Origin of the sequence: Cobetia sp. L2A1 (genome assembly GCF_009796845.1) — a bacterium.
Taxonomy (GTDB): domain Bacteria; phylum Pseudomonadota; class Gammaproteobacteria; order Pseudomonadales; family Halomonadaceae; genus Cobetia.
The window spans coordinates 3949156-3963000 of sequence record NZ_CP047025.1 but is presented as its reverse complement, the minus strand read 5'-3'; the positions used below and the strand labels follow the sequence as shown (position 1 = coordinate 3963000).

Genomic DNA, 13845 nt, shown 5'->3' with positions numbered 1-13845 from the left:
CGACTGACATCCTGACTGATAAAAGATGAGATTGGCCATGAACGCCGCTGCCCCTGACTCTGCCCCTCAAGATACCTTGAGCGAGGTCCCCACGCCGACCGAAAGTGCTGCAGCTCATGTGGCACTGCGAGAGGCGCTGGCGCTGTACATTCCGACTGCGCGACTGATACATGACTCGTTGCGGACGCTCGCCTATGGCACGGATGCCAGCTTCTATCGACTGATTCCGAAGCTGGTAGTACGCGTGCACGATGAGCAAGAGCTGGGGCATGTGCTGCGTGAATGTCGTGCGCGCAAGTTGCCGGTCACCTTTCGTGCGGCAGGCACGTCGCTGTCTGGGCAGGCGCTGACGGATTCAGTGCTCATCCAGCTGGGAGGAGAGTGGCGCGGCGCCGAGATTCTTGAGCAGGGCAATCGCATTCGTCTTCAGCCGGGTGTCATCGGCGCACGGGCCAATCAGTTGCTGGCCCCTTTCGGGCGCAAGATCGGGCCTGATCCGGCGTCCATCAATAGCTGCATGATCGGCGGCATCGCGGCCAACAATGCGTCGGGCATGTGCTGTGGTACGGCGCACAACAGCTATCGTACCGTCGAGGACATGCGCGTCATTCTTGCGGATGGCAGCTGCCTGGATACAGCAGACCGCCAAAGCGTGGCCGCCTTCCGTGAAAGTCATGCAGCGTTGCTGACCACGCTGGAAGAGATGGCCGATGAGGTACGCCGTGACGCGCCACTGGCGGAGCGCATTCGCCACAAGTACCGCCTCAAGAACACGACTGGCTATAGCCTCAATGCGCTTGTCGACTATGTCGATGGCCTCGAGATTCTCAAGCACTTGATGATCGGGTCGGAAGGTACGCTGGGCTTCATTGCTTCCATTACCTATCGCACGGTCGTCGAGGAGGCACACAAGGCGGCCGCACTCGTCTATTACCCGGATATTGATGCTGCCTGCCGCGCCACCATGCTGCTCAAGCAATCACCGGTCGCTGCCGTGGAGCTGATGGATCACGCCGCGCTTCGCTCGGTCGAGAATGAACCTGGTATGCCGGAGATACTCCGCTGCCTGCCGGACGCTGCTGTCGCGCTATTGATCGATGTGCGGGGGTCGCAACTGCACGAGCTCGAGGCTCGCATGGGCGAAGTCGAGCGCGTGCTTGCAGACATCGCTACCTGTGAACCGTGGGACTTCACTCAGGATGCTGCGCGCTATGCGCTCTACTGGAAGATCCGCAAGGGGCTCTTTCCGGCAGTCGGCGCAGTGCGTGATGTCGGCACGACGGTGATCATCGAAGATGTCGCCTTCCCCATCGAGCGACTGGCAGAAGGTGTCGGTGCGCTGACGGAGGTCTTCCGTCGTCATGGCTATAGCGAAGCGATTCTGTTCGGGCATGCGCTGGAGGGCAATCTACATTTCGTCTTCCCGCAGGGCTTCGAGCATGACGGTGAAGTCGAGCGTTATCAGGGACTGATGGATGAGGTAGCACAGCTGGTTGGGCAGGAATATGGAGGATCACTCAAGGCCGAGCATGGTACTGGGCGTAACATGGCGCCTTATGTAGAGCTTGAGTGGGGCTCGGATGCCTACGCGCTGATGTGGCGTATCAAGGCAGCGTTTGATCCCGATAACCTGCTCAATCCCGAGGTGATCCTGAGTCGCAATGCGCGACTGCACCTGGAAAATCTCAAGCCACTCCCCGCGGCTGATCCATTGGTGGATCGCTGTATCGAATGCGGCTTCTGCGAGTCGGTCTGTCCGTCAAAGAACCTGAGCCTGACGCCGCGTCAGCGTATCGTCATCCGACGTGAGATCGCGCGACTGGCGGCACTGGCAACACCGAATGCCGAGCAGCTCGCTCAGCTGACGGCGCTCAAGAAGGATTATGCCTATCAAGGCATGGAAACCTGTGCCGGTGATGGCCTGTGTGCGACGCAATGTCCGGTCGGCATCAATACCGGTGATCTGATTCGTGGTCTGCGTCATGAGGAGAATGCGGGAGAGGCACACGGTGGCAAGGTAAAGGTAGCAAGCCTGGTGGGCGCGCATTTCACGCGTGTTACAAGCGGCATGCGTGGAGTGTTGCGATTGGCTGATGGGGTGCGTGGCGTCATTGGGACGCGCAACATGCAGCGCATGACCCAGGCAGCACGCAAGGTCTCGGGCGACAGAGTGCAGCAGTGGACGCCGAGCATGCCGGCGGCTGCATCGCGACCCTATCTCAAGCATCTGGCGCAGCCTCTCGGTCGTAGTGGTGCGCCCAATGGCCATGTCGTCTACTTCCCTTCTTGTGCCACGCGCGTATTCGGTGTGGCCGCAGAGGACCTCGACAAGCGTAGTGCCACGGAAATGGCATTGGCCTTGATGGACAAGGCAGGTTTTGAAGTCGTGTTGCCGCAAGGCGTGGATGCGCTGTGCTGCGGCATGGCCTTCCAGTCCAAGGGGCAGTTCGAGGCGGGAGATGCCAAGGCGGCAGAGCTGGCAAATGCGCTGATCGAGGCGAGTGACAAGGGACGTCTGCCTATCTTCTGCGATACCAGTCCGTGCCTGGCTCAAGCTCAGGCCTACGCGCGGGAGCATCTCGAGGTATCGCTCACGCTGGTCGAACCGGTGCAGCTGGTACTCGACTATCTGCTGCCTTACCTATCCATCACACCATTGAAGGCGCGAGTCGCCGTACATGTCACCTGTTCCAGTGTACGGATGGGCCTGGCTGATCGCTTTGTCGAACTGGCGCGCCAGTGCGCCATGGAGATCGTCGTGCCGGAAGAGATTACTTGCTGTGGCTTTGCAGGTGACAAGGGCTTCGCGACACCTGAATTGAATGCCTCGGCACTCAAGGGGCTCAAGGAAGTGGTGGGAGGCTGCGATTACGGTGTCTCGAACTCGCGTACCTGTGAGATAGGCTTGAGTGCACACTCCGGACTGAGCTATCAATCGATTCTGGGATTGGTCGATAGAGCTTCTACACCCCTATAGCCTGTTCTCTGCTTGAGAGAGGGGGGGGGGGCAAATGGGTTCCTCTTGTTATAGGAGTAGATAGCTATAAAGAGGGGAGAACCATGCGGAGATTCGGCATCGGTGACAGCATGATGACAATCTCTTCAAAAAGCCCTTGCGCTGAACCAGTTCGGTGCGTAAAGTACGCATCCGCTGCCGGTGACGCAGGGCGTTACCAGCGGTGAAAGAGGTGTGCAGGTGATTGTTTCGATTGATGTTTTTCAAATCTCTCCGAAACACTCCACTTGACAATCCCGGCAGATTCGCTAGAATACGCCGCACACCTTACGGAACACGTGAACGGGCATCGCCCCTCACTACTTGATGATGCTTAGAGGCAGTCGACTGACTCATCACCAAGTGCTTGACTTCCCAAGCGTTCCTGGTAGAATATGCCTCCTTGCTTAACAGCGACGCTCTTTAAAAATTTGATCAGGTAATTCGTGTGAGCGCTTGCCGATGAGTGGTGACAAGGTCACCAAATATCGGAGCAAGCCTCTCACGAGAAGTTTGACTCTGAACCAAGTTTGGTCTGCTTAACAGACTATCAAGCTTATCAACTGAAGAGTTTGATCATGGCTCAGATTGAACGCTGGCGGCAGGCTTAACACATGCAAGTCGAGCGGAAACGATTCTAGCTTGCTAGAAGGCGTCGAGCGGCGGACGGGTGAGTAATGCATGGGAATCTGCCCGATAGTGGGGGACAACCTGGGGAAACTCAGGCTAATACCGCATACGTCCTACGGGAGAAAGCAGGGGATCTTCGGACCTTGCGCTATCGGATGAGCCCATGTCGGATTAGCTAGTTGGTGAGGTAATGGCTCACCAAGGCGACGATCCGTAGCTGGTCTGAGAGGATGATCAGCCACACTGGGACTGAGACACGGCCCAGACTCCTACGGGAGGCAGCAGTGGGGAATATTGGACAATGGGCGAAAGCCTGATCCAGCCATGCCGCGTGTGTGAAGAAGGCCTTCGGGTTGTAAAGCACTTTCAGCGAGGAAGAAAGCCTTTGGACTAATACTCTAGAGGAAGGACATCACTCGCAGAAGAAGCACCGGCTAACTCCGTGCCAGCAGCCGCGGTAATACGGAGGGTGCAAGCGTTAATCGGAATACGGAATTACTGGGCGTAAAGCGCGCGTAGGTGGCTAAGTCAGCCAGGTGTGAAAGCCCCGGGCTCAACCTGGGAACGGCATCTGGAACTGCTTGGCTAGAGTACAGTAGAGGAAGGTAGAATTCCCGGTGTAGCGGTGAAATGCGTAGAGATCGGGAGGAATACCAGTGGCGAAGGCGGCCTTCTGGACTGATACTGACACTGAGGTGCGAAAGCGTGGGTAGCAAACAGGATTAGATACCCTGGTAGTCCACGCCGTAAACGATGTCAACTAGCCGTTGGGTCCCTTGAGGACTTAGTGGCGCAGCTAACGCAATAAGTTGACCGCCTGGGGAGTACGGCCGCAAGGTTAAAACTCAAATGAATTGACGGGGGCCCGCACAAGCGGTGGAGCATGTGGTTTAATTCGATGCAACGCGAAGAACCTTACCTACCCTTGACATCCAGAGGACTTTCCAGAGATGGATTGGTGCCTTCGGGAACTCTGAGACAGGTGCTGCATGGCTGTCGTCAGCTCGTGTTGTGAAATGTTGGGTTAAGTCCCGTAACGAGCGCAACCCCTATCCTTATTTGCCAGCGAGTAATGTCGGGAACTCTAAGGAGACTGCCGGTGACAAACCGGAGGAAGGTGGGGACGACGTCAAGTCATCATGGCCCTTACGGGTAGGGCTACACACGTGCTACAATGGCAAGTACAAAGGGTTGCAATACGGCGACGTGGAGCCAATCCCATAAAGCTTGCCTCAGTCCGGATTGGAGTCTGCAACTCGACTCCATGAAGTCGGAATCGCTAGTAATCGTGGATCAGAATGCCACGGTGAATACGTTCCCGGGCCTTGTACACACCGCCCGTCACACCATGGGAGTGGGACTGCACCAGAAGTGGTTAGCCTAACCTTCGGGAGGGCGATCACCACGGTGTGGTTCATGACTGGGGTGAAGTCGTAACAAGGTAGCCGTAGGGGAACCTGCGGCTGGATCACCTCCTTATCGACACTGTTTATCGCTCGCGGCAAGTGCTCACAACGAATTACCTGATCTTATTGCTGGCTTAGCCGGCAGTGGCAAGCGCGCTCCTACGAGTGCGCTTCTCACTGTTCACTGAACAGCCGCTCTTTAACAATGTGAATCATGCTGACGATGGATATGTGCGCCAAGCATATGTCCATCAAACGATATGTCGGAGTTGTCCGACAATTCGTAATCCTTGACAGACCCCTTGGGGTTATATGGTCAAGCGATTAAGCGCATACGGTGGATGCCTTGGCAGCCAGAGGCGATGAAGGACGTGATAGCCTGCGATAAGCGTTGGCGAGGTGGCAAATACCCTGCGACCCAACGATTTCCGAATGGGGAAACCCACTCACCATCAGGTGAGTATCTATAGGCCAATACATAACCTATAGAGGCAAACCCGGGGAACTGAAACATCTAAGTACCCGGAGGAAAAGAAATCAACCGAGATTCCCCAAGTAGCGGCGAGCGAACGGGGACCAGCCCTTAAGCGATACAACTGACAGACGAACAGGCTGGGAAGCCTGACGATACAGGGTGATAGTCCCGTAGTCGAAGTCTGAGTATCGTGAAATCGAGTAGGTCGGGGCACGAGAAACCTTGACTGAACATGGGGGGACCATCCTCCAAGGCTAAATACTCCTGGCTGACCGATAGTGAACCAGTACCGTGAGGGAAAGGCGAAAAGAACCCCGGCGAGGGGAGTGAAATAGATCCTGAAACCGTATGCGTACAAGCAGTGGGAGCAGACTTGTTCTGTGACCGCGTACCTTTTGTATAATGGGTCAGCGACTTATATTCTGTGGCGAGCTTAACCGATTAGGGGAGGCGTAGCGAAAGCGAGTCTTAACTGGGCGACCAGTCGCAGGGTATAGACCCGAAACCGGGCGATCTATCCATGGCCAGGGTGAAGATTGAGTAACATCAATTGGAGGCCCGAACCCAAGTATGTTGAAAAATGCTGGGATGAGCTGTGGATCGGAGTGAAAGGCTAATCAAGCCCGGAGATAGCTGGTTCTCCTCGAAAGCTATTTAGGTAGCGCCTCACATATCATCATCGGGGGTAGAGCACTGTTTCGGCTAGGGGGTCATCCCGACTTACCAACCCGACGCAAACTCCGAATACCGATGAATGCAGTGTGGGAGACACACAGCGGGTGCTAACGTCCGTTGTGAAAAGGGAAACAACCCAGACCGTCAGCTAAGGTCCCAAAATCCTGATTAAGTGGGAAACGATGTGGGAAGGCTCAGACAGCTAGGAGGTTGGCTTAGAAGCAGCCATCCTTTAAAGAAAGCGTAATAGCTCACTAGTCGAGTCGGCCTGCGCGGAAGATATAACGGGGCTAAATCAGGTACCGAAGCTACGGGTTCATCCTTATGGATGAGCGGTAGAGGAGCGTCGTGTAAGCCAATGAAGGTGGATTGAGAAGTCTGCTGGAGGTATCACGAGTGCGAATGCTGACATGAGTAACGATAAGGGGAGTGAAAAACTCCCCCGCCGGAAGACCAAGGTTTTCTGTTCTACGTTAATCGGAGCAGAGTGAGTCGGCCCCTAAGGCGAGGCGGAAACGCGTAGTCGATGGGAAACGGGTTAATATTCCCGTACCGGATATGGTTGCGATGGGGGGACGAAGAAGGCTAGGTGAGCCAGGCGTTGGTTGTCCTGGTGAAAGCATGTAGGCCGAGGAATCAGGCAAATCCGGTTCCTCTGAGGTCGAGATGCGAGACGAACTGACTACGGTCAGGAAGTTGCCGATGCCACGCTTCCAGGAAAAGCCTCTAAGCTTCAGATCATATGCGACCGTACCCCAAACCGACACAGGTGGTCAGGTAGAGAATACCAAGGCGCTTGAGAGAACTCGGGTGAAGGAACTAGGCAAAATGGCACCGTAACTTCGGGAGAAGGTGCACCGGTTTGAGTGAAGGACTTGCTCCGTAAGCTCTTACCGGTCGAAGATACCAGGTGGCTGCAACTGTTTATTAAAAACACAGCACTCTGCAAACGCGCAAGCGGACGTATAGGGTGTGACGCCTGCCCGGTGCCGGAAGGTTAATTGATGGGGTTAGGATTCGTCCGAAGCTCTTGATCGAAGCCCCGGTAAACGGCGGCCGTAACTATAACGGTCCTAAGGTAGCGAAATTCCTTGTCGGGTAAGTTCCGACCTGCACGAATGGCGTAATGATGGCCACGCTGTCTCCACCCGAGACTCAGTGAAATTGAAATCGCAGTGAAGATGCTGTGTACCCGCGGCTAGACGGAAAGACCCCGTGAACCTTTACTATAGCTTTACACTGGATGCTGATGTTGTCTGTGTAGGATAGCTGGGAGGCTTGGAAACCTGGGCGCTAGCTCAGGTGGAGCCAACCTTGAAATACCAGCCTGACATCATTGGCGTTCTAACTCAGGTCCATTATCTGGATCGAGGACAGTGTATGGTGGGTAGTTTGACTGGGGCGGTCTCCTCCTAAAGGTAACGGAGGAGCACGAAGGTACCCTCAGCACGGTTGGAAATCGTGCATTGAGTGCAAGAGCATAAGGGTGCTTGACTGCGAGACAGACACGTCGAGCAGGTACGAAAGTAGGTTCTAGTGATCCGGTGGTTCTGTATGGAAGGGCCATCGCTCAACGGATAAAAGGTACTCCGGGGATAACAGGCTGATACCGCCCAAGAGTTCACATCGACGGCGGTGTTTGGCACCTCGATGTCGGCTCATCACATCCTGGGGCTGAAGTCGGTCCCAAGGGTATGGCTGTTCGCCATTTAAAGTGGTACGCGAGCTGGGTTTAGAACGTCGTGAGACAGTTCGGTCCCTATCTGCCGTGGGCGTCGGAAGTTTGAGAAGAGCTGCTCCTAGTACGAGAGGACCGGAGTGGACGAACCTCTGGTGTTCGGGTTGTCACGCCAGTGGCATTGCCCGGTAGCTACGTTCGGACGGGATAACCGCTGAAAGCATCTAAGCGGGAAGCCCCCTTCAAGATGAGACTTCCCTGAGGCCTTGCGCCTCCTGAAGGGCCCTTGAAGACTACAAGGTTGATAGGCTGGGTGTGGAAGCACAGCAATGTGTTGAGCTAACCAGTACTAATTGCCCGTGAGGCTTGACCATATAACACCCAAGGGGTTTGCTTCGGCGAACCGCCGGGATTACGACACACGACAGTGTGCGTCAGACAGCTCCGACATAGCGTTCAGCATGATTCATATTGCGAGTCACGAGGCCCAAAAGCCTTGAGACTCAGGTACCGCAAGGTGCCACCGTTTCGCCTGACGACCATAGCGAGCGTGAACCACCCGATCCCATGCCGAACTCGGAAGTGAAACCGCTTAGCGCCGATGGTAGTGTGGAGTTTCTCCATGTGAGAGTAGGTCATCGTCAGGCACTTATACTGAACCGCCCCTGTAGCCTTGCTACAGGGGCGGTTCTCTTTGTGCACAGAAAAATGCCCAGAAAATATCTGAAGCAATATCTCTCAAACGCCCCTGTCGCCACCGCGACAGGGGCGTTGTGCATTTATAGAGAGTAGGGCCTCGGTACAGTGCTTGAGATGGCTGAAATTCGGGCTTGGCATGAGTCACTGGAGGAAATGACGTACTCTTCGTGCAATGACACCCCGATGACAGGGCAGGCGATGGACGAGTTAATGGTAATAGGTGCAGTGCTAGCACTGCTTGTAGTGGGCGGCGCATTGATGGGCTGGCTCAGCATGCTGAGGATTAGAGAATTGGAGCAACGGCTGCGCCAGGTGGAGGCAAGGCTTTTACATCCGGCGTCTACTGTTATACCCAGCAGGCGCGTGTTACCGGGTGTGGATAAGTCGGCAGTGTCTGTCACGGTAGCCACCGAGGCGACGAGGGTTATGCCGGGTGAGGCAAGTCGCATGGACGGCGACGAATGGACTGCCTCAAAAGACGCCGCTGATGCGACACACCTTGCGCAAGGTTCTTCTCTATTCGGCACACTGCTGAAACGTTTGTTGTATGGGGCATCTACTGCTGATGTCAGCTCTAAGCAGGCGTCAGAAAGGGCTGTACGCCTCGGGCCGGAGCATAGGCATGCTTCTCGGTTCATTACGCTTGTGCGAGAGCACTGGATGATCCTCGTCGGCGCCTTGTCGCTAGTGATGGCAGGCGTTCTATTAGTAGGCTACTCCCTTGATCAAGGCCTGCTAGGGCCAGGAGTACGCTTGGCATTGGGGTTAGGCTTTGGGGTGATCATGGGGTTGCTCGCAGAGTGGTTACGACTGCGAACGACTCAATCGTCGAGTTTGACTGGTGCTATCAGCGGTGCCGGTAGCTTGGTCGTGGCAGCAAGCCTACTTGCGGGCCATTATCTTCTATCGCTAATTTCGTTGCCCACCACCCTCTTCACACTTGCCTTGCTTAGCTTGTGGACGATGGAGCGAGCCCGCCATCATGGCCCATGGCTGGCTGCTCTTGGTATGTTAGGTGGCTATGCCTTGCCGTTAGCGTTACCTGTTGCGCGTTTGCTGGATGGCTCTGCAAATTTATTGTTGCTCTGCCATATAGGTGTGATTGCACTGGCATGCCGACTGCTTTATCAACAAGTGGCAATGAATTGGCTTTATTGGGGAGGGTTGTTGGGTGCCGTAGGCTGGTGGCTGATGCTGAATCCAGCAGAACTCTCGATACTTGAAGGACGCATGCTGGGGAGTATCTGGCTCGGTGCTATAGCACTTGCGTATCTGTCTCCGTGGCGAGGTGTATTGCCTATCCAGGCTAACTCCACGGATCAACAGGAAGAGGCGGTCATCAGTGATGAGGCTTGGTATCCGTGGCAGGCCAATGTCTCTCTACGTCGTCAATGGCTGGCTGGTACCTTGCTTGGCGCTACCATTGCATTGAGTTTATGGTGTCAATCCATTGAATCAAGCGGGGTGGTGGGTGAGCTGTCGAATGGAATGAGCTGGGGAATGATCGGAATATTGCCGATGCTGGTCATTGCCTGGTCATCTCGCCGTCATGCCGTGCTGTGGTCAATGCTACTGGTCAATGTCACGCTATGGTTGCTCGTATGGGCTACCACGCTGTCACAGGAAAGCGGCACTGAGATCATCGGTTGGCCGCTACTGATAAGCCTGACTCTACTGATATTGGCGCGTTGGCAGCCGGAGAGTATCGCTCGCACAGAGCATCTCCGTTTGGTAGGAGCCTGTTGGTGGGCGCTGGCCACGCTGACTCCACTATTCGCGTGGATGCTAGCTATCTGGCAGGGAGTGATGCCTGGAAATACTGCGTCGGGAACTGGCGAAATATTACTCAACGGAGCACTGCCGCCGCTGATCTGGGGGCTTGCTTGCTGGATAGGCGCGAACCGTTTCTATGCCAGGGAGGGGGTACAACTCGCTGCCGGGCTCTGGTTGCCGGCTCAGTTTGGTATTTTCCTATCGTTGGTGATTGGGCTTGAAGGCCCCTCGCTGACGTTGGCGCTGGCATTACAGCTACTCGGCCTGACGGCCTGCGAGTGGCGCTGGTGGCGGAACAGCCAATCGACTGCTCGCTCATTATTTTCCGAGTTGACGCGGCTGTTGGCATGGGGATTGGTGCTACGTCTGACATATGAGGCCGCGACGGGCCGCTATGTCGACCTGCCACATTGGCCGCTTCAGGTTTTCTTGCCGGTACTGGCCTGTGTTGCCCTTGCCAGTGCTGGCATGCGTCACCGGCCGCGCATCCAGCTTTGGTTGGAAGGCGTGGTTGTCCAGCTTGCAGTAGCGACGCCTGTGCTAGAAATCCGCTATCTGCTGACGGGCGGTGAGCCTTTCACTGGAAGCCTCTCTCTGCCGGAAGCCTCGCTACAGATTCTGGCGCTCGCGGGAGTCGCTGCAGGATATACATGGCGAGCCAAAGGGGCGAGGAGTGACGTCTCACTCTATCGGTGGCTGGCCATGGGGGTCGGCTCTCTCACGATCATCGCTTGGTGCAGCGCTGTACTGCTGGCCTTCAATCCACTTTGGTACCCCGACAGCATGGGGGCTTGGCCAATACTCAACTGGTTGTTGCCGGCCTATGGCATACCAGCGCTGGGAGCAGCATTCGCGTGGCATCTCTTGTCGCAAGGCTCTCGTTTGCGTCGTTTGTGTGAGGGCTTTGGCCTTCTGTCCGGCGGTCTTTGGGTGGGTCTGAATTTGCGTCACCATTGGCATGGAGAGGAGCTGGGACTGTGGCATGGTGTCGTACAAGCAGAGCTTTATACCTACAGTCTGGCACTGCTCTGCATAGCCGCCGCGCTAGTGGTGAGTGGAGCCAAGCTGCAACAACAACATTGGCAGCGGGTGGGGCAGGGTGTGCTGATTCTGGCAGTCATAAAGGTTGGTGCATGGGATACCGCGACGCTGGAAGGATTGTGGCGTGCAGGGTCTTGGCTTGGTTTGGGTACGGCCTTGATGCTGCTAGCGGGCCTGTTTAGGCGCCTCGCTGGAGCGGGAAGTGGTGATAAATGAAAGAATTCATGAATTGTCAGGCAACTTTGGTCGTTGTTCTTGGCTCGCAAGCCTCTGAATCCGATAGAATGTGGCCTTTTGCACAGGGACACGCCCCGCATGACCATCCGTGATCTCATTCGCCTGCTTGGAGATGGTGGTTACCACTCCGGAGAGGCCCTGGGCGAAGAGCTTGGGGTGTCGCGTACGGCGGTCTGGAAGCAGCTTAAAAAGCTGGAGGCGCTTGATATCCCGCTCGAGGCCGTCAAGGGGCTTGGCTATCGTCTTGCGCATCCCATTGAGCTGCTGGACGGGCAATCCATTATCGAAGCGCTGCCGCGAGAAGCGCGTAAGCGTCTGACGCGTCTGTTTGTTGAGGAGTCGGTGGATTCTACCAATACCTTCATGCGCGAACGCTTCCGACAGGGGGCTGGTCACGCTGAAGTCTGTCTGGCGGAGGTGCAGTCGGCTGGACGAGGTCGCCGCGGTCGTGAGTGGCAGACCCCTTGGGGGCGTAGCCTGGTGTTTTCGCTGGGTTGGCGTTTTGAGTCAGGTGCATCTTCTCTAGAAGGGTTGAGCTTGGCTATCGGCGTGGCCGTCGCTGAATTGTTGGAAGGCGAAGGCTTGCCGGCGCGTCTAAAGTGGCCAAATGATGTCTTGTTACAGATTCAGAAAGATCAGCCCAAGATTGCGGGGATTCTCGTCGAGGTCACCGGTGATGTGTCGGGCCCCTGTGATGTGGTAATTGGCATTGGCCTGAATATTGAGCTGCCGGCCTCTCGTCGAGAAGGCATTGGCCAGCCTGTCGCGGCCGTGCGAGATATCATTCCAGGCGCCTCACGCAATCGATATGCCGCACGCCTCATGGAATCTCTGCTGGCGCTGTTGCCGGAGTTCGAGGAGCACGGTTTTTCTGCATGGCAGGCACGCTGGAATCAGCGCAATGCCTTCGCTGGACGAGACGTAGTCATTCTGCGTGGTGAAAGACGTGATGAAGCTGTCGCGGAAGGAGTCGATATCAATGGAAATCTCGAGGTGCGTATGAATGGTGAAACTGTCACCCTTGCCGGTGGCGAGATCAGTCTGCGCGCAGTCTCATGATTCTGGATCTCGATATTGGCAACACGTTGTCCAAGTGGCGTTTAAAGGACACAGTCTCCAGTGAAATTCGTTCGCGTGGCGCGGTCTGGACGCGTGAGGAGTGGCGTCCGGGGGCAGACATTCCAGATCTTGATGTGGTGACCGCCGTGCGTATCTCCAGCGTGGCGCGCAAGCAGGTACTGGACGAAACCGTCACACTCCTGCGTGACCAGGTGGGCGCGGTCCATGTCGCGCGTTCGACGCGAGAGGCTCTCGGAGTCAGCTGCGGCTACGAAGAGCCTCATCGGCTGGGAGTTGACCGCTGGCTAGGAGCCTTGGCAGGGCATCATCTGACGGGAGGGTGTTGCAGTGTCGATTGTGGCAGCGCGATCACCGTTGATTTCGTTCTGCCCGGTGGGCGTCATCTGGGAGGCTTCATTATTCCCGGACTCCGCCTGATGAAAGAGAGTCTCAAGCTTGGGACGCGCAATGTCGCCATCGACCCGGATAGTGAGGTGGATAGTCTATTGGCACCGGGCCGCAATACGGTCGAGGCTGTCAATCATGGTATTTACATGGCTGCCGTCAGTGCAGTGAATCGCTTGTACGCTGAGGTCTGTGATCGCGAAGGTGTCGCGTTACCATTGTTGTTGACGGGAGGGGATGCGCGGGTCGTCGCGCGAGGATTGCGTATGCCGCATGCCTTGTGGCCAGACATGGTCTATGCGGGCCTGGAGGCACTGTATCCGTTGACCGCAGCAGAGCGAGCAGGGCGCCTTTCAGGGGCGCCAGAATTGCCACGAGTGGCTGATCTGGAAAAAATTCGCTCGGGGCTTGCACTGTCTCAGATGCTTTGACATACTACGCCCCGTTCTGAGGCGATAAATTCCCTCAAGCGCTTGAAGTGAAATAAAATCAAGCACTTGACAGTGTATCGCAAGCGACGTAAGATTTGTCGCCATAGAAAGGTGGGGTTCCCGAGTGGCCAAAGGGAGCAGACTGTAAATCTGCCGCGAAAGCTTCGAAGGTTCGAATCCTTCCCCCACCACCAGATTCGCTTGTGACGCCTTGCGCGTCAGGGCAGTAAAAGTTGGAAAGCGGGCATAGTTTAATGGTAGAACCTCAGCCTTCCAAGCTGATGACGCGGGTTCGATTCCCGCTGCCCGCTCCAGTTCATCTCGCGGTGCGAGAGTGATGC

General features: G+C 56.0%; 4 protein-coding genes, 2 tRNA genes and 3 rRNA genes. All 9 read left to right on the top strand.

The features are described from left to right. The first annotated feature begins 37 nt into the window (after window positions 1-37). The 9 genes from GQR90_RS16865 (at window position 38) to GQR90_RS16825 (ending at window position 13818) form a co-directional block, all read left to right on the top strand. Window positions 38-2977 carry an FAD-binding and (Fe-S)-binding domain-containing protein gene (locus tag GQR90_RS16865; RefSeq protein ID WP_158775080.1) on the top strand — a complete coding sequence of 980 codons (2940 nt, stop codon included), beginning with the start codon at window positions 38-40 and terminating at the stop codon, window positions 2975-2977. 578 nt (window positions 2978-3555) lie between these two features. Beyond that, a 16S ribosomal RNA gene (locus tag GQR90_RS16860) occupies window positions 3556-5104 on the top strand. 241 nt (window positions 5105-5345) lie between these two features. After that, a 23S ribosomal RNA gene (locus tag GQR90_RS16855) occupies window positions 5346-8233 on the top strand. A gap of 157 nt (window positions 8234-8390) precedes the next feature. Beyond that, window positions 8391-8506: ribosomal RNA gene (rrf, locus tag GQR90_RS16850) — 5S ribosomal RNA — on the top strand. The 16S, 23S and 5S rRNA genes sit together here, the layout of an rRNA operon. A gap of 712 nt (window positions 8507-9218) precedes the next feature. Then, entirely contained in the window at window positions 9219-11588 is a 2370-nt protein-coding gene (locus tag GQR90_RS16845; protein ID WP_158775079.1) for a DUF2339 domain-containing protein, read from the top strand. Window positions 11589-11687: 99 nt separating this feature from the next. Continuing rightward, complete coding sequence (locus GQR90_RS16840; RefSeq protein WP_158775078.1) at window positions 11688-12668, top strand: biotin--[acetyl-CoA-carboxylase] ligase; 981 nt, start codon at window positions 11688-11690, stop codon at window positions 12666-12668. After that, window positions 12665-13504, top strand: a complete 840-nt coding sequence (locus GQR90_RS16835) for a type III pantothenate kinase (protein WP_158775077.1) — start codon at window positions 12665-12667, stop codon at window positions 13502-13504. The genes GQR90_RS16840 and GQR90_RS16835 overlap by 4 nt, the downstream gene beginning before the upstream one ends. Window positions 13505-13614: 110 nt before the next feature. Continuing rightward, window positions 13615-13698, top strand: a tRNA-Tyr gene (locus GQR90_RS16830). 46 nt (window positions 13699-13744) lie between these two features. Next, window positions 13745-13818 (top strand) — tRNA-Gly (locus GQR90_RS16825). Window positions 13819-13845 lie beyond the last annotated feature (27 nt).